Origin of the sequence: Rhodococcus sp. DMU2021, assembly GCF_019641445.1 — a bacterium.
Taxonomy (GTDB): Bacteria; Actinomycetota; Actinomycetes; order Mycobacteriales; family Mycobacteriaceae; genus Rhodococcus; species Rhodococcus pyridinivorans.
In genome coordinates, this window is the sequence record NZ_JAIFKB010000002.1 from 403,403 (window position 1) to 416,380 (window position 12,978).

Here is a 12,978-nt window from a genome sequence, read left to right on the forward strand (position 1 = left end):
TCAGGACCGGTCGAACGCACGTCCGGCCTCACCGACGTCTTCGTGCATTTGAGAAACGCGCCAGCGAAGTCGCCACGCTTGCGGTACAGGTGCTCGCAACCACGGCAGCGCAGGCCAGGACCAGAGCGTTCGGTTGCGGCGTCCGGGTGGAGTGGCATGTGAGTTCCGGGGTGGACGCCGGATGCGATGAGCTCAAGGCTCTTTGCCGTGCGTCGGGCGTCGCGGCCCATCCCATCGTGCGGGTCTGGTTGTTCGGGAATCTCTATGGGTTCGAGGTCGGGGAACAAACTCGGCTCGTCACTCATCGGACCTCGACTTCCCTGCTGGAAACGAGGGTGTCTCCTCGCCAGCGCTGGATCTCGAGATGCCCGTCATCGCCGCCGTTCCGCCAGAGCCCGAGCTTCCGCCACAGTCGCGGCATAGCGATCTCGGCGGCTCGCCGAGAGCCATAGACGCCGAGGATCTTGAGGGATTGCTCGTAGTCCTGGACCGGGTCTACGACGATCCACACGTCGGTGCTGTTCGTGGTGGCGCTCACTGTTCGACCTCCCACGGGCCGGAGGTGACGGTGCGGGACACGACGTGCGGGCGGATCTCCCAATCGCCAGGGTCGCGCCCCCACTCGATGCTTCCCGCCCAGTTCTCAGCGTCTTCCTGATCACGACACGGCTTCCAACGCTCCACGCTTCCGTGCACCTTGGAGTGAACGGCCCACTCGACGCTGGCCTCAGAGGCGTGCAGTAGCAGTCCCGCAGACTCAAGTACCTCGACCGCGGTAGATGCGGGCAACCACGGTTCTGCGAGGAAGAGGTGCCGGATCGTGTGGATCGTCTTGTCGTCGAATCCTCCGGCCGCGGCAATCTTGAGGCCGATGTCGATGTAGTCCTTGACGACTTTCTCGATGCGTTCGTGCGCGGCTTCGCGGGCAGTCTTCGGGTGGCCGTCGGCGTCGAGGCCCCAGGGTGCGGTGCTCATTCGTCTTCTCCGAGGTGGATGAGGGCGGTGCCGGCCATGTCGCATACGATGGCGGCCAATGTGAGCCAGCCTGCGGTGCAGAGGGTGGCGATACCCGCGATGGTGACAACGGTCTTCATGATTCGATCTCTCGTCGCGGATCGACGATCTCGCCGTCGATGACGTCCGACACGCCGATGGTGAAGCCGTAGCCGTAGTAGAACGCGTTGCCCGGTGACCAATCCACCTGCAACTGGAGTACGTCACCGAGATCGGCGAAGATGTGCCACTTGGTGTATCCCTCGGTGGTCTGCACGCCCGTGATCATGTGGTCGACTCGCTCAGGGTTGAGCAGGAACTGTTGGACCTCGGTGTATGCGCAGCAGTCGGATGTGTCCTGCAGGATGACGCGGCGTCCGTCGTCGAGGGTGAGAACGAGTCCAGAACCGTAGTCGATTTCGTCTGTCCAGTCGTCTCCGACTCTGCGGAACTCGCTTCGCTTCACTCGCGACTGTTCGGCTTTGACGATGCGGTGTCCGATGACTTGCTGGGCGAGGGTTTCGACGTTGCGGGGCATGGTGCCGTCGTCTTCGTTGCCGTACTCGCCGGGGTAGTTGTCGACGGAGTCTTCCGGGTAGAGCGTGGTGCGGGCGGGCGTGTTGTCGCTCATGGCTGTTCCTCGTCGAGGCTCGTGTACCAGGCGTCGAGCTTGGCGCGTTCGACCATGCCCAGCAGTCGGGTGATGTCGAGTTCGTCGCCATCCGTGGTGGTGGCGTGCCACGAGACGCCTTGGTCGCCGTCTGGGGTGATGGCTTCGACGATTTCGATGCGGGCGGTGACCATGCTTCCTTCGGGGAGGAGGTCTTCGGGCTTGGTCATGGCTTCTCGATTCGGGGGTCGTTGGGGTCGAAGCCGAAGCAGTCGCACACGATGCAGGACATCGAGTCCGGGCCCGCTTCGCCGTTGCGGCTGAGCAGCTCGCCGCTGTACGGGCAATGGCCTTTCTTGAGTTCCGATTCGACATACCGATCCCAGTCACTTCCGGGCGTGTGCCATTCGCAGCCTGGGTGTGGTTCGTCAACCGGCTTCCCGCATCGGCATCGATGCACCCCGTCGTGCGCTGGCTTCTTGTCGCAGGATCCATACCCGCAGTAGTTGTATGCGGCGGACGGGACAGGATTGCTGGGGTGGATGCGCTTCTGTTCGCTCATGGCTGGGTCTCCTCGGGTCGGTGGTGGGTGATGATCGCGATGAGGTCGGCGAGGGTGCAGAACACGATCTGGTCGAGCGGGTTGGTGGTGCCGCGGCGCTTCGCTACGACAATCGAGGCCAGGGCGTCATCGTTGATGCGCTCTTTTGCGGCCTCATTGAGCCAGGGACCGACTTTCAGGGTGCCGCCGTAGTCCTTTAGCTCGGCGACCACTTTCGAGCCGTCTGAGAGCCGTAGACCGGCGATGTCGCCACAGTCCTTCGCGCCTGTGCGAACCCGGCGGTCGATGCGGTCATCGACGTGGCGGGCGAGAGCGTCTGCGATGAGTCGCTCGAATCGGGCGCCGGCGGCCTTGGCGGATGCGCGGGATCTGGTCATGCTGCGGCCTTCATTCGGGATGGGCAGGGCATCCGGCGGGCCTGGCCGTTGATCGGGTTGGTGCACGGCTCCATCGGTTCCGCTTCGCATGTGGGGCAGTCGCGGTCGATGGCGCCGTTGATCTCGTAGGCGCCCGGCACCGGCGGCCCGTCTGCGTTGAGTGCAATCGGGCTGCCGGCACCCACGGGTTCGAGTCCGTGCCGCTGGTCGTTGAGTGCTGCTCGCTGTTCGCGTTCGAGTCGGTCTTCGCGTTCGGCTCGGTCTTTGCGGATCTGGATGGCGATCTGGTTGATGTGGGCGGGCATGATCCGGTCGGAGCTGGTGGCGTAGTGGATGCGGAGGGCTTCGAATGCGAGTTCGCGGTCGAGGTCCTGGCGGATCATGGCGCTCCATCCGGTGACGTCTGCTTCGCCGACCTTGCGGAGGTCGACGGTTGCTGCGGCACTGAGGAGGTCGACGATGTCGTTTCGGGTGAGGGTCATGTGAGCTCCAGTGGGCTACCGGGCCATGCGCTGCCGTTCGAGTCTTTGAGCGCTTGGGCTTGAGCGAATCGTTGGTCCGCGGTGGATGCGGTGCCGGTTGGTCGGGTGAACGTTGGGTGTGGTCGGTCCCGTGTCCGGATGACTTCGGAGACGAGGCTTGGGAGGGTTCGTGGTCCGAGGTTGGGTTTGGTGAGCCACAGTTCGAGGGCGGCTCGGATGTCGTCGCTTGGTGTTCCGCCGAGGATGAGTCCGCCGGCTTCTTGGGCGAGCATCGATTTTGTTGCTTGGGGGTGGCTCGCGGGGATGATGTCGCGGACGAGTTTCCAGCCTTCGACGTTGATTGCTGGCCCTGTGGGCCGCTGCTCTTCGACCTCGCCCGCGTTACTTACGGGAGATGCCTCCTCAACGGAAGTTCTTTCTTTTATGTAGTTGTTACTGTGTCCGTGCGACATCGCACTTTTTTCGCGCGAATGTCGCGCGACATTTTCGACCTTCTCGCGCTTCTTGCGGACCCTCTCACGGTCTGCTTTACGCTTCCTGACCTGGCGTTCCAGTGGTTCGTTCCATTTGAACCAGGCGGGGAAGTCATACCCCAAACCGTCACTCGATTCGGTCATGATTCCGTTCCGAATCAGTTCATCAACTCGTCGCGAAACGGACCGCAAACCGAACTTTTTGAGCGCAGTCTTGGCGAGGTATCCAGACGTCTCGTTGTCGGCCATGTAGGCCAGGGCGCGCACAAGAAGGGTCTGAGCGGCCTCGCTCACACCTTCGTCGTCGAGTTCGATGTAGAACTTCGAGGACAGCGCAAACCAGTCCATCAGAGGTCTCTCCTCTCTGATTTCGATCCACCTCGGCAGTCGTGGCACCACATGGATCCGGCCGCGGCCGGCGCGCCGCAGACCTTGCAGGCGCGCCGGGGCGGGACGTGAGGGTTGGTGGTGCGCACGATCTCCGCAGCTACGGAAACCGTGCGCACCACCGATGGGTCGTCGCTCATTCAGATGGCTCGCTGTTGAAGCCGTCGAGGAGCCACTGCGCCTGGTCGTGTGTGAGGTCTTCGAGCTTTTCGAGGTCGGGCTGCTTCACGGTTGCCGCGGCCCACTTCACTGCCTCTGCAGGATCGGTGATGCCGTCGTCGGCGATGGCCTTCGTGAGCGCCGTGATCTGCTCGTCGGTCGCGAGCACCTCCCCGTCTGTGAGGTTGTCGTCGACGATGTCACCGTCGATGATGTCGCCGATCGACCGATCTTCCGAAGCAGCGCGGGCACCGTTGGTGCGCTCGTTCCGGATCTGCTCGGCGACCGCTCCCTCCGTCTGTACGTCCCGGACAGCGCGCAGCTGCTCGCGGACGTACTCGGCCGAGGTGGGCACCCACTTTTGCAGTTGGCGGACTGCGGACTTGAGCCACATCGATGGCTCATGCTGCGTCCATGGCGAGTACTCGCCGGACGATCCCTGCGAGGACTTCTTGATGCGCGCGATATCTGCCTTGTTGAGGACGACGACCTTCGAGAAAGAACCGTCCTTCATACGGGCGTACGCGTACACCAGGCGTAGCGTTCCGCGATCGTCGGCATCCCAGTCGATCTCGTGGTTGGGGATCTCATCACGGCCAGGCTGGTAGCGGAAGATGTCGTTGCTGTACACGACTTCGGCGACGACCGAGGAGATGGCGCCGGCCCGGTACATCAGTTCGATGATTCCCTGATAGCCGACGATGCCGAGGATCTCGAGCTTGCCCTTCACCTTGCGGGGTGTGAGGTAGTACTGCTCGGTGCCGGGTTCGAGTCCCAGGCGGGCAGCGTCGAGCAGGGCGGCCATGAACACCGGCGGGTTGTTCGAGGCGGCGATCTCGAGTTCGGTGCGGCCCTGCTGGTCCTTCTTGCCCTTCTTGAGGGCGCCCTGGGCGATGCGCACGAACGTCTCGGGCTTCACGTGGGAGGGCAGCACGGTCGCGAAGTCCTGCGAGTACTGGGCGATCATTCCGCGCGGGGTGTTGTCGCGGGTGGCGACGGCGGTTTTCAGGTTGGTCATGCTGCGCTCCTGATGTCGGTGATGGGAGTTGTCTTGCGGGTGCCCTTTTTCAGGTAGGGCGGGTTGTCGCCGCGGCCGGGGACGCGGGTGGCGACATGGATTGATGTCGGTTCGGCGGCGAGAGGGTCGAGGGCGATGGCGCGGCGGGCTTCACCCATGGCGGCGAGCACGAGGTTCGCGGCATACTGCCGTTCGGATTTCGCGGCGTCCTCCGCGTCGATGGCATCGAAGTAGCGGTCAGCCAGATCGAGGTCGATGGGTGTCTCGTCGGTGCCGTCGAATCCGGGTGCGAGTTTGCGGAGGGTCTCGTAGGTGACGGTGTCCTCGTCGATGTTCGGCGGGGTCGGGTTCTTCCCTGCGGGAAGGGTGTCGAGGAATGCGAGTGCTTCTTCGCGGAGCCACTCGATCTCTTCCTGGACGTCCGGGGTGCGTTCGATGACGTACTCGTCGAACGCCAGCCGTGAGTTGATGACCGCGAAGTGGACGACGTCGGCGTCGAGAGTGTCCATCTGCCACAGGCCTTGGGCGCGGTAGAAGACGGGGATCTCGTCGGTGCCGGGTGTGCCGAACTCGTATCCGGATGCGTCGGACTTGAGTTCGAGGATCCGCCGGCGCCCACCGGTTCGGTGGATGAGCCGGTCGGGGTTCGAGTACTGCCACGGTCGCTGGTTGTTCCGCCAGGTGCCGGTGCGCACGATCTTCCAGTCGGGATGCCGGTCGGCGAACCATGCCGAAATAGCGGGCTCGAGGTAGTGGCCGCGGCGCATCTCGTCGGTCGACTCGTCGGCGGGGACGAGGCCGGCCATCTCGTGCCACAACGAGAATCGGTTGCCCCAACCGGGCGGGTTGAGGCGCAGCATCGCGGGGATCTTTGATGCTGTGAGGGCTTCACGCCATGCTGGAGAGCCTGGGTCGAGTGGCGTGGCGAGGAGAGTTGCGCTCACTGGTCGACTCCGTTCTCGAAGTCGAGGTTGTCGTTGATGGTGTGGCCGCGGAGTTGTGCCCGGAATTCGCGGGTGTCGATGCGGTCGTTGGCGCATCCGGCGGGTTTGCAGGCGGTGGTGCGGACCATGTGGCAGCCGGGGTTGTTGCACGGCCATGTCGGGCCTGGGTGCCGGTATGGGGTGGTGGTGACACCGAGCTGCGAGTCGAGGGCGATCTCGTAGGCGCGGTCGTGATCGATGTCAGTCATTCGTTCTCCCAGGTAGCGCACAGCTTGCGATCGGTGGAATTTCCTGCCCATGCCTCGTGTGCTCCGGAGTGGCCTTCTCTCAGGGAGCACCGGAACGGATCACCGAGGGGGCGGGTCTGGCCGCACACCTTCGAGGTCGGGGTTCCAGCGTCTTCCTGCTCGATTCGGTAGAGCACTGCTCGGATAACGGCGCTGTAGAGCCCCACAGCGGAGGGGCTCGCGTTTTTCCAGTTGGTGCTGGACTTGAGGTACACCCCAGCGGCTCGGTATGCCTCCGCTGCGAGTTCGTCGATGCGTTGTTCGTCGGCCTGCTCACGCTCCATCTGGCGGGCTGCATCAGCGAGCGCGTGGGCGACGGAGGCTGGGAGTGCCGTGTCGAATATCCAGTCGGCGACGGCCCGCAGCATCTCCGGGGTTACGTCGGTCATGCGATTACCTCCACGGGCATTTCGATGTCGTTGATGGGGACGGGGTGTTCGCCGTGCCACAGCCACTGGTGGGAGTAGGGGCTGACGATCAGTTCGCGTCGGGGGCTGTTGAGTTCGCGGACCTTGGAACCTGCGGGGAGCGTCCAGAGTTCGCGGTCGTCGAGGATGGTTCGGGGCAGGTGGGTGGTCATGCGGCGCTCCGATCCCGCACGATCTGCCTCGGGGTGACCTTCAACTGGTCGGCGATCTGGCGAGTTGTGAGCCCCTTAGCGGTGAGCTCCCGAACCTTCTCGATGCGCTCGAGCTTCGGGCCGAGGACGTCGTCCTTCTTCCTGCGTCGCGCCCGAACCGGCTCAGCGGCCGGATCGTCGATCAGTTCCTCGTCCCACTCGAGAGGCAGCGCCCACCCATGCTTGATGCCGAGATTCCGGGCGTACGTGCAGGTCCCCAGACTCAACTGCAACTCATCGAAAAGCTGTCGGATCGCGTGGTAACGCTCCGCAGTGACACACTCGCGCTGGCTGTGGACTAGCTCGGAGATCCTCGAATTGGTGATCCCGAGACGCTCGGCAAGATAGGTCTGTGCCCATCCGTTGGCCATGAGAGCCTGCAGTCGACGGGTCGCTCCGATAGCGGGTACCAGGTCGTTGTTGACCGCCACCTCGTAGCGGGATGCCGGCAGTCGTGTGTTGAGGATCTTCTCGGCGTTGTCGCGGCGGATCTTGGTGGTGCGTCCTTGTGCGAGTTCCTTGAGCTGGGTGTGCGTCACGCCGGTGAGATCAGCGATGGTCTTCCAGGACATTCCGATGTCACGGAACTTGCGGACGTATTCCCGGGCCGGTGCCGGGTCGACGTTCATGGGCTGGAATCGGCCGTATGCGTGCTGTCGATTACGCCAGGTTTGGTAACAAGAACCGCACATGCCGCGTTTGAGGAGTCCGCCGCGGGTGCAGCCGGGTCGGTTGCAGTTCACTGGGCTGTCTCCTCGCGGTCTTGCGCGAAGGCGGCGTAGAGCTTCTCGTCGCGTTGCAGCGGGGGCCGGTTGGGGATGGATCGGGCGTATACGTCGAGGGCGTCGGACAGGTTGGGCTGGTTGAGGAGTTCACTCATGCGGCACCTGCCTTGTCCTTGAGGTCCTGGTACTGGTCGTGGATGGCGACGAGTTCGTCGGCGATCTCGATGCCGATGTGTTGTTCGATCAGCTCTTGGACGGCCGGCGGTGCGGCGAGGTAGACCTCGGCGAAGGCGATGGCGGGGAGGGTGACTCCGGTGTCGCGGAGGGCGTGTGAGCGTTGGATGACACGTTTGCGGCGGTCGTAGTCGCGGCGCGCGTCGAGGCAGGGCTGGCAGTAGGCTTCGCCGCGCTTGTAGTGCCGCATGTATCCGGAGGTGGTGCCACATTTGGCGGGTGGTCGGGTCATGGTCGGGTTCCTTGTGGTTCGGTGAAGTCGTCGCCTTCGACGAGTGAGGCGTAGGTGCGCATGTGGCAGGCGGTGAGGGCGGCGAGTTCGGCTTCTTGCAGCCAGGCCATGCGGTGGGTGGGGTCTTCGACGGCCTTGATGGCGAGGGTGTCGGCGAGGTTGGCGAGTCGGTCGGCGGATTCGCGGGCGGCGCCGGCATCCAACTGCGGCGGGGTCACGAGTCACCGTCCAGGGCTTTGCGGCGCGCCTCGGCCAACTCGTCGGCGTTGTAGTGGTGCGAGTTCTGATCTCGCTCATCACCGCACGGGTACTCCTCACGCTCGGCGTAGCGCAGGTCGCACCACGTACAGCGCACGTTCCCCTCATTGACGAGCGCGTTCCATTCGCGCACCCGTTGTTCCTCGGCTCGGTATCCGGCGAGTTCTCGTTCCTGCCGTTCGAGTGCGGCCTCGGCCTTCTCTGCGCGGTCACGAAGCTCGGCGAGCTGCTCTTCCTGCAGGGCGAGCGCCATGCCGTATGCCTTGTTCTGCTCGACGTGTGGCCGGTACTCGTCGGTGAGTGCTTGCTGGAAGGCGTCGGCGACCTTGCTTTTTGTGTCGGCCATCTTCTCGGCCTCTTCGAGTGCGTCGAGGAGTGCCGGCAGCGCGTTCACCGCAGCGACGATCAGCTCGGCAGTGCAAGGCCCCGCATCGGCGATCCACTTCGCCATTTCCTCCGAAGCATCCTCGGCGACAGTCCGCCCGTCATTGCAGAGCGACCATTCAGCATTTCGGCCGTCGGCGAGAAATTGCCGGAGGTCGGCGCGGCCTTCGGGTGTCATCGGATCGCTCACGGCTGCACCCCCATCAGGGCCATGTATTCGAGGCCGAGGATCGCGGCCACGAGCACAGCGGCCCAGATGTAGCCGATGTAGGTGTCCCACTGGGACGGCGGCTGCGGCTCATCCTGTTCGTCGTCGCACAGCCATTCGCACGGCACATCGCGGCGAGTCTGCTGGTAAATCGGGAGGGTCATGGTGTGGTCCTTCGAGTGGTGGCCGGTGGCCCCGCATCCCCGTACGGGGCCACCGGTGGCTTGGGAGGAAACAGGGTTAGGCATCGGACATGCCATTGCTTCGCGGCTTATCCGATGGCATGGGCCTGTAGGCACGCTCGATTTCGGCGGCGACCAGAAACCACCGGATGGCGCGAAGCAGGGCGCGATACTCAGCGGTCCACATCGGTGGCCTCCGGGCGTCGGAGGTATCCGGCCTGGATCGCGCGACCGATGCGGGCGCCGCATTCGAAGATGTCGTACTCGCCCAGCGTGTAGCCGTCGATTATCCAGTCGATGCGGCGAACGGTGCCCTCGCGAAACTCAGCGCTCATGCGGTCACCGCCAGCAGGATCGACGTGACCGCCACCGCTGCGAACCACAGCAGCAGAGAGGTGGGCAACGCATACACGGTGCCGCGGATCGCATTCCGATCCGGCCGGGCCGTCATGCCGACACCAGGATCTCGTCGGCGAACAAGGTGAGCGTGCCGCCATTCGCGAGCGTCGCAAGCCACAACGACCCGGAGATCCGATCGACCGCCGCGATCTCGGCGCCATTCTGACGCTCATGCCTTCGATTCACAGTCAGTTTCATGGCAGTGCCTTTCACGGGAGGAGGGAGGAGAGGACAGCGCCGGCCGACATTGCGGCCAGCAACAGGGACACACGGGCGCGGCTCATGCCGCGAACTCCTCACGCTCAGCAATGAACCGCTCCAATTCAGCGCGGGTGACCTTCCGGCCCTTCCCAATCCGCACAAACTTGAGGTGTCCTGCACCCCACAGTTCACGGATGGTGGTGTCGGAAACACCGAGGAGTTCGGCCGCTTCGAGAGCGTTGAGGAGCAACTTCGGCCCCAACTGCCCGCTCATGACTTCGCCTCCGCTCGGTTCGCGGCAGCGAGACAGCGAGCAGCCAGGTCCTGCAACTGGAACGGGTGGACGCCGGCGGTGGCGCCGAAGTACTCGGGGACCTCGAGTTGAGTGCGGCCGTCCGAGTACACGGTCAGGCGAATGTGCTCGTTGGAGAAGTCTGGGTTACCCCAATCGTCCTTCTCCGGCGCGGGCAGCTCTACGACGCCGAACCGGGAGAGGATCGTGTCGGCTGCGTGCCCGCCTCTGCTCAGCAATTGCTTCTGCCGGTTCGGCGACAGCTCGTCGAATGCTCCGAGTCCGCTCGGGTTCGTTTCCGCCAACGCCACCGCGATTACCTGGGCGAGTTCGTCTCGGATGCTCATGCCGCACCGCCGTAGTACTTCGCCCACACTCGATCGAACAGGTCGCGGTCGGCCTCGGTGTAGGCGTTAACCGGACGGATCTGCCCCGACTTCGTTTCGAGCGGGTACTGCTTCGGATCCTCGCCGTGCTCCAGCTGGTACATCGCCTTGAGTCGCTTACCGAACACGGGCGAGACGGACTTGACCTCGTCGCGCGTCAGGCCCTTCTCCTCGAGGTAGGTCTGCGCGTAGAGCGGCGTCGTCGCGGGGTCGAGCTCCGGCGCCTCACCGAGCGCGCGGGCCAGGACGAGCCGGGCCTTCGCTTCGAGGTGGCGAGGGTCGATGAGTCCCTGAGCGAGCTGCATGAGCTCCATCTGCCGCTTCGAAACGTCGATCGCGTCGACGATCTTCGACTCGACGACCTCGGCCTGCCGGGTGCGGATTGCGAAGTACGCCTGCGCGGAGGCGATTGCCGGCTTCCTCGGGTCGCCGTTCATGACGACCAGATATGCGCCGAAGCGGGAGAGCTCGAAGTCCTCCTGGCGGACCGACCCACCCTGGGGGCGCTGGACCAGCTTGTCGGCGCCAACAACGTGGCTGGTCACGGCCTCACCGGAGTTCTGCAGTGACACCTTCGCCCGGTCGATTGCGGCGGCGAAGTTGCGCCACGTCTCATATTCGACGACTTGGCACAGATCTCGTGCGGACCAGAACTCGGTTCCGTCAGAGCGGACCTGACGGATGGCGTCGAACGGGGACTGCCCCGGGATGGCGATGGTGTTCATGCGGCCACCACCAGACGCGACGTCTCGACAGCGAGACGCAACGAACCGAGACCGTCCTCGTACTCCAGGTCCCCGTCGATCTCCACGATCGCCAGGTGCTTACCGTCCACACCGACGCCGTACTCGATGACCGTGACCGCTTCATCACTGTCCAGTCGGAGGGTGCAGGTAGTCTGTAGATCAGACATTGAGTTGCCTTTCATGTCGTGGCCGTCAGCTGGTGGTTCAGCTGGCGGCCTTTCTTATGCGCAGAGCTTCGTGCGGTGACTGACAGTTGTCCCTTCACTGGGGGACAGCTTGGGCTCGAAAAGCACCTCGGTAGGCACGTGAAGTGCCTCCGCGATGCGTTCGGCGAGCTCGGGCGTGCAGCTCGATCGCCGTCCCGACAGCAGGTGCGAGATGAAGCTCTTGGAGCAATCTGCATACCTGGCCAGTCGCGCGAGGGAGAAGTCGTCCTGTCGCATCAATGCACGAAGCGTCTCGGGGCTGCGGAGTTTCATCCATGTTCCCTTCGGATACCGTCGTCGCTTCCTCATCACTGTCCCCTAGTAGCCGGTTACCTGTCAAGTAGTACGGGACAATGATGTGGCTACTGGTAGCCGGTTGTCAAGTGGCATGTTCGTCATATCGCCGCAGTACAGGGCGTTTGTGCTGCTCGCGCCTACTATTTTCGGTAGCCGGTTGGGTATCGTTTGAGCGTCCCCTACTGGTAGACGCTTGGAGATGCACCGTGGTTGAGAGACGCGAGTCGGCGCCGCACCATCAGTTCGTGCCCACAATCAGCGAACTGATCGCGGCTCAGATGGACGCCACGGGACGCTCGTATCGTGAGCTTTCCAAGGCATCCGGAGACCGCGTGAAGTATCAGACCTTCCACGAGCTGTGTACCGCCCCGCCGAAGTCGTGGCCAAAGAATGTCGAGACGATTCGCGGCATGGCCGCCGCACTCGACGTCTCGGAGACCGCGGTTGTTCTTGGTTACGCACGCAGCCTCGGAGTCGAGGTCCAAGGCGAGTCGATGCTCGCCCAGCAACTGCCGGCCTCGGCCGGACGCCTCACGCCGGCACAACGGAACGCGATCGTCTCTCTTATCCGAGCGATCACCACAGAAGGGACCCACCATGGAGCAGGCATCGAAGAAGAGCAGGAACCGCGGTCGCAAGCGGGCGGCCCGGAGCACAGCGGCGAGGCTCGCGGCGATCGCCGCCGGACAGGAGCCCCCATGATCGACGACAACGTCACAGCTTTGAACCCCCACGATCACGACGTCGAGCCTGGGCACCATCTGCCGGCGCCCCACATCGAGGATGCACTCGCGGCACGAGAAGGCGACCCTGAGTTTCCGTAATTAGCCGAATGACATAAGCAAACCCATGTTTGAATCCCTGAGCATGGGGAGAACTGAGGACTACTGGTGGCATCCGTGGCGGCACATCCGCCACCACCACCCACACATAGGGGTCGACACCACACACCGACTACCGTCCGGATACCGCGGGTTCCTGACCCGCGCCGGCATCTACCTCGACTGCCGACTCTCACAAGCAGGCAGACGATGCACCCTCGGCCACGAGATCGTGCACCTCGAACGGGGCCCAGTCCCCAACCACCCACACTTCGCCGCCCTCGAAGAGCACGCAGTCAACGTCATCACCGCTCGTAGACTGATCAGACTCAACCACCTCGTCGACGCCCTCACCTGGACCCAGCACCCGAACGAGCTGGCCGAGGAACTGTGGGTCGACACCGACACCGTCACCACCCGCATGCAGCACCTCACCACCCGAGAACGCGCATACATCGAATCTGAGCTCGCCGAAAGGCAGCCCTGGACAGTCTGA

The 12,978-nt window shown here is 63.9% G+C and carries 29 protein-coding genes; 2 read left to right on the forward strand and 27 right to left on the reverse strand.

From position 1 onward, the window contains the following. Positions 1–301: 301 nt before the first annotated feature. From K3M35_RS05220 to K3M35_RS05345, 27 genes are all read right to left on the reverse strand, one after another. Complete coding sequence (locus K3M35_RS05220) at positions 302–538, reverse strand: hypothetical protein (RefSeq protein WP_220666097.1); 237 nt, start codon at positions 536–538, stop codon at positions 302–304. Continuing rightward, positions 535–975, reverse strand: a complete 441-nt coding sequence (locus K3M35_RS05225) for a hypothetical protein (RefSeq protein ID WP_220666098.1) — start codon at positions 973–975, stop codon at positions 535–537. Before K3M35_RS05225 ends, K3M35_RS05220 begins: the two co-directional genes overlap by 4 nt. Further along, complete coding sequence (locus K3M35_RS26055; protein ID WP_259443605.1) at positions 972–1,094, reverse strand: hypothetical protein; 123 nt, start codon at positions 1,092–1,094, stop codon at positions 972–974. Before K3M35_RS26055 ends, K3M35_RS05225 begins: the two co-directional genes overlap by 4 nt. Beyond that, a complete protein-coding gene (locus K3M35_RS05230) occupies positions 1,091–1,624 on the reverse strand; it encodes a hypothetical protein (RefSeq protein ID WP_220666099.1) in 534 nt (177 codons plus the stop codon). Before K3M35_RS05230 ends, K3M35_RS26055 begins: the two co-directional genes overlap by 4 nt. Further along, complete coding sequence (locus tag K3M35_RS05235; RefSeq protein ID WP_220666100.1) at positions 1,621–1,833, reverse strand: hypothetical protein; 213 nt, start codon at positions 1,831–1,833, stop codon at positions 1,621–1,623. The genes K3M35_RS05230 and K3M35_RS05235 overlap by 4 nt, the downstream gene beginning before the upstream one ends. Next, positions 1,830–2,165: a hypothetical protein gene (locus K3M35_RS05240; protein ID WP_220666101.1), complete on the reverse strand. Its 336-nt coding sequence runs from the start codon at positions 2,163–2,165 to the stop codon at positions 1,830–1,832. The genes K3M35_RS05235 and K3M35_RS05240 overlap by 4 nt, the downstream gene beginning before the upstream one ends. Next, the gene (locus tag K3M35_RS05245) at positions 2,162–2,542 is read right to left on the reverse strand and encodes a hypothetical protein (RefSeq protein ID WP_220666102.1); all 381 of its coding nucleotides are present in this window, start codon (positions 2,540–2,542) and stop codon (positions 2,162–2,164) included. The genes K3M35_RS05240 and K3M35_RS05245 overlap by 4 nt, the downstream gene beginning before the upstream one ends. Then, on the reverse strand, positions 2,539–3,024 hold the full coding sequence (locus K3M35_RS05250; RefSeq protein ID WP_220666103.1) for a hypothetical protein: 486 nt from the start codon (positions 3,022–3,024) through the stop codon (positions 2,539–2,541). The genes K3M35_RS05245 and K3M35_RS05250 overlap by 4 nt, the downstream gene beginning before the upstream one ends. Then, positions 3,021–3,845, reverse strand: coding sequence for a hypothetical protein (locus K3M35_RS05255; RefSeq protein ID WP_220666104.1), 825 nt, complete (start codon positions 3,843–3,845; stop codon positions 3,021–3,023). The genes K3M35_RS05250 and K3M35_RS05255 overlap by 4 nt, the downstream gene beginning before the upstream one ends. 175 nt (positions 3,846–4,020) lie before the next feature. Next, positions 4,021–5,061 carry a recombinase RecT gene (locus tag K3M35_RS05260; RefSeq protein ID WP_220666105.1) on the reverse strand — a complete coding sequence of 347 codons (1,041 nt, stop codon included), beginning with the start codon at positions 5,059–5,061 and terminating at the stop codon, positions 4,021–4,023. Next, positions 5,058–6,005: a YqaJ viral recombinase family protein gene (locus K3M35_RS05265; RefSeq protein ID WP_220666106.1), complete on the reverse strand. Its 948-nt coding sequence runs from the start codon at positions 6,003–6,005 to the stop codon at positions 5,058–5,060. Before K3M35_RS05265 ends, K3M35_RS05260 begins: the two co-directional genes overlap by 4 nt. Beyond that, on the reverse strand, positions 6,002–6,253 hold the full coding sequence (locus K3M35_RS05270; protein ID WP_220666107.1) for a hypothetical protein: 252 nt from the start codon (positions 6,251–6,253) through the stop codon (positions 6,002–6,004). The genes K3M35_RS05265 and K3M35_RS05270 overlap by 4 nt, the downstream gene beginning before the upstream one ends. Then, positions 6,250–6,681 carry a hypothetical protein gene (locus K3M35_RS05275; RefSeq protein WP_220666108.1) on the reverse strand — a complete coding sequence of 144 codons (432 nt, stop codon included), beginning with the start codon at positions 6,679–6,681 and terminating at the stop codon, positions 6,250–6,252. The genes K3M35_RS05270 and K3M35_RS05275 overlap by 4 nt, the downstream gene beginning before the upstream one ends. Beyond that, entirely contained in the window at positions 6,678–6,872 is a 195-nt protein-coding gene (locus K3M35_RS05280) for a hypothetical protein (protein WP_220666109.1), read from the reverse strand. Before K3M35_RS05280 ends, K3M35_RS05275 begins: the two co-directional genes overlap by 4 nt. Beyond that, positions 6,869–7,540 (reverse strand): hypothetical protein, encoded by a 672-nt coding sequence (locus K3M35_RS05285; RefSeq protein WP_220666110.1) that lies wholly within the window; start codon positions 7,538–7,540, stop codon positions 6,869–6,871. Before K3M35_RS05285 ends, K3M35_RS05280 begins: the two co-directional genes overlap by 4 nt. Before the next feature lie 110 nt (positions 7,541–7,650). Beyond that, positions 7,651–7,791: a hypothetical protein gene (locus tag K3M35_RS05290; protein ID WP_220666111.1), complete on the reverse strand. Its 141-nt coding sequence runs from the start codon at positions 7,789–7,791 to the stop codon at positions 7,651–7,653. Next, positions 7,788–8,102: a hypothetical protein gene (locus tag K3M35_RS05295; protein ID WP_220666112.1), complete on the reverse strand. Its 315-nt coding sequence runs from the start codon at positions 8,100–8,102 to the stop codon at positions 7,788–7,790. Before K3M35_RS05295 ends, K3M35_RS05290 begins: the two co-directional genes overlap by 4 nt. Then, on the reverse strand, positions 8,099–8,320 hold the full coding sequence (locus K3M35_RS05300) for a hypothetical protein (protein ID WP_220666113.1): 222 nt from the start codon (positions 8,318–8,320) through the stop codon (positions 8,099–8,101). The genes K3M35_RS05295 and K3M35_RS05300 overlap by 4 nt, the downstream gene beginning before the upstream one ends. Continuing rightward, complete coding sequence (locus tag K3M35_RS05305; protein ID WP_220666114.1) at positions 8,317–8,934, reverse strand: hypothetical protein; 618 nt, start codon at positions 8,932–8,934, stop codon at positions 8,317–8,319. The genes K3M35_RS05300 and K3M35_RS05305 overlap by 4 nt, the downstream gene beginning before the upstream one ends. Then, positions 8,931–9,116 carry a hypothetical protein gene (locus K3M35_RS05310; protein WP_220666115.1) on the reverse strand — a complete coding sequence of 62 codons (186 nt, stop codon included), beginning with the start codon at positions 9,114–9,116 and terminating at the stop codon, positions 8,931–8,933. The genes K3M35_RS05305 and K3M35_RS05310 overlap by 4 nt, the downstream gene beginning before the upstream one ends. A 191-nt stretch (positions 9,117–9,307) precedes the next feature. Next, positions 9,308–9,469: a hypothetical protein gene (locus K3M35_RS05315; RefSeq protein ID WP_220666116.1), complete on the reverse strand. Its 162-nt coding sequence runs from the start codon at positions 9,467–9,469 to the stop codon at positions 9,308–9,310. 112 nt (positions 9,470–9,581) lie between these two features. Beyond that, positions 9,582–9,746 (reverse strand): hypothetical protein, encoded by a 165-nt coding sequence (locus K3M35_RS05320; protein ID WP_220666117.1) that lies wholly within the window; start codon positions 9,744–9,746, stop codon positions 9,582–9,584. Between the two features lie 67 nt (positions 9,747–9,813). After that, a complete protein-coding gene (locus tag K3M35_RS05325) occupies positions 9,814–10,008 on the reverse strand; it encodes a helix-turn-helix domain-containing protein (protein WP_064061940.1) in 195 nt (64 codons plus the stop codon). Continuing rightward, on the reverse strand, positions 10,005–10,373 hold the full coding sequence (locus tag K3M35_RS05330) for a hypothetical protein (protein WP_220666118.1): 369 nt from the start codon (positions 10,371–10,373) through the stop codon (positions 10,005–10,007). The genes K3M35_RS05325 and K3M35_RS05330 overlap by 4 nt, the downstream gene beginning before the upstream one ends. Further along, positions 10,370–11,137 carry a BRO family protein gene (locus K3M35_RS05335; protein WP_220666119.1) on the reverse strand — a complete coding sequence of 256 codons (768 nt, stop codon included), beginning with the start codon at positions 11,135–11,137 and terminating at the stop codon, positions 10,370–10,372. The genes K3M35_RS05330 and K3M35_RS05335 overlap by 4 nt, the downstream gene beginning before the upstream one ends. After that, positions 11,134–11,325 (reverse strand): hypothetical protein, encoded by a 192-nt coding sequence (locus tag K3M35_RS05340; protein WP_220666120.1) that lies wholly within the window; start codon positions 11,323–11,325, stop codon positions 11,134–11,136. Before K3M35_RS05340 ends, K3M35_RS05335 begins: the two co-directional genes overlap by 4 nt. 54 nt (positions 11,326–11,379) lie before the next feature. Then, positions 11,380–11,673 (reverse strand): helix-turn-helix transcriptional regulator, encoded by a 294-nt coding sequence (locus K3M35_RS05345; protein ID WP_308257058.1) that lies wholly within the window; start codon positions 11,671–11,673, stop codon positions 11,380–11,382. Positions 11,674–11,939: 266 nt separating this feature from the next. On the opposite strand from K3M35_RS05345, the gene K3M35_RS05350 reads away from it, so the two are divergent. Together K3M35_RS05350 and K3M35_RS05355 are read left to right on the forward strand one after the other, a co-directional pair. After that, positions 11,940–12,485 carry a hypothetical protein gene (locus tag K3M35_RS05350; RefSeq protein WP_220666122.1) on the forward strand — a complete coding sequence of 182 codons (546 nt, stop codon included), beginning with the start codon at positions 11,940–11,942 and terminating at the stop codon, positions 12,483–12,485. 43 nt (positions 12,486–12,528) lie between these two features. Further along, complete coding sequence (locus K3M35_RS05355; protein WP_220666123.1) at positions 12,529–12,978, forward strand: hypothetical protein; 450 nt, start codon at positions 12,529–12,531, stop codon at positions 12,976–12,978.

Excerpts from the sequence above, each read along its gene's own strand:
- K3M35_RS05225 (WP_220666098.1), bottom strand. The coding sequence starts at position 975 with ATGAGCACCGCACCCTGGGGCCTCGACGCCGACGGCCACCCGAAGACT.
- K3M35_RS26055 (WP_259443605.1), bottom strand. The coding sequence starts at position 1,094 with ATGAAGACCGTTGTCACCATCGCGGGTATCGCCACCCTCTGCACCGCA.
- K3M35_RS05230 (WP_220666099.1), bottom strand. The coding sequence starts at position 1,624 with ATGAGCGACAACACGCCCGCCCGCACCACGCTCTACCCGGAAGACTCC.
- K3M35_RS05235 (WP_220666100.1), bottom strand. The coding sequence starts at position 1,833 with ATGACCAAGCCCGAAGACCTCCTCCCCGAAGGAAGCATGGTCACCGCC.
- K3M35_RS05240 (WP_220666101.1), bottom strand. The coding sequence starts at position 2,165 with ATGAGCGAACAGAAGCGCATCCACCCCAGCAATCCTGTCCCGTCCGCC.
- K3M35_RS05245 (WP_220666102.1), bottom strand. The coding sequence starts at position 2,542 with ATGACCAGATCCCGCGCATCCGCCAAGGCCGCCGGCGCCCGATTCGAG.
- K3M35_RS05250 (WP_220666103.1), bottom strand. The coding sequence starts at position 3,024 with ATGACCCTCACCCGAAACGACATCGTCGACCTCCTCAGTGCCGCAGCA.
- K3M35_RS05255 (WP_220666104.1), bottom strand. The coding sequence starts at position 3,845 with ATGGACTGGTTTGCGCTGTCCTCGAAGTTCTACATCGAACTCGACGAC.
- K3M35_RS05260 (WP_220666105.1), bottom strand. The coding sequence starts at position 5,061 with ATGACCAACCTGAAAACCGCCGTCGCCACCCGCGACAACACCCCGCGC.
- K3M35_RS05270 (WP_220666107.1), bottom strand. The coding sequence starts at position 6,253 with ATGACTGACATCGATCACGACCGCGCCTACGAGATCGCCCTCGACTCG.
- K3M35_RS05275 (WP_220666108.1), bottom strand. The coding sequence starts at position 6,681 with ATGACCGACGTAACCCCGGAGATGCTGCGGGCCGTCGCCGACTGGATA.
- K3M35_RS05280 (WP_220666109.1), bottom strand. The coding sequence starts at position 6,872 with ATGACCACCCACCTGCCCCGAACCATCCTCGACGACCGCGAACTCTGG.
- K3M35_RS05285 (WP_220666110.1), bottom strand. The coding sequence starts at position 7,540 with ATGAACGTCGACCCGGCACCGGCCCGGGAATACGTCCGCAAGTTCCGT.
- K3M35_RS05290 (WP_220666111.1), bottom strand. The coding sequence starts at position 7,791 with ATGAGTGAACTCCTCAACCAGCCCAACCTGTCCGACGCCCTCGACGTA.
- K3M35_RS05295 (WP_220666112.1), bottom strand. The coding sequence starts at position 8,102 with ATGACCCGACCACCCGCCAAATGTGGCACCACCTCCGGATACATGCGG.
- K3M35_RS05310 (WP_220666115.1), bottom strand. The coding sequence starts at position 9,116 with ATGACCCTCCCGATTTACCAGCAGACTCGCCGCGATGTGCCGTGCGAA.
- K3M35_RS05315 (WP_220666116.1), bottom strand. The coding sequence starts at position 9,469 with ATGAGCGCTGAGTTTCGCGAGGGCACCGTTCGCCGCATCGACTGGATA.
- K3M35_RS05325 (WP_064061940.1), bottom strand. The coding sequence starts at position 10,008 with ATGAGCGGGCAGTTGGGGCCGAAGTTGCTCCTCAACGCTCTCGAAGCG.
- K3M35_RS05330 (WP_220666118.1), bottom strand. The coding sequence starts at position 10,373 with ATGAGCATCCGAGACGAACTCGCCCAGGTAATCGCGGTGGCGTTGGCG.
- K3M35_RS05335 (WP_220666119.1), bottom strand. The coding sequence starts at position 11,137 with ATGAACACCATCGCCATCCCGGGGCAGTCCCCGTTCGACGCCATCCGT.
- K3M35_RS05340 (WP_220666120.1), bottom strand. The coding sequence starts at position 11,325 with ATGTCTGATCTACAGACTACCTGCACCCTCCGACTGGACAGTGATGAA.
- K3M35_RS05345 (WP_308257058.1), bottom strand. The coding sequence starts at position 11,673 with ATGAGGAAGCGACGACGGTATCCGAAGGGAACATGGATGAAACTCCGC.
- K3M35_RS05350 (WP_220666122.1), top strand. The coding sequence starts at position 11,940 with ATGGACGCCACGGGACGCTCGTATCGTGAGCTTTCCAAGGCATCCGGA.
- K3M35_RS05355 (WP_220666123.1), top strand. The coding sequence starts at position 12,529 with ATGGGGAGAACTGAGGACTACTGGTGGCATCCGTGGCGGCACATCCGC.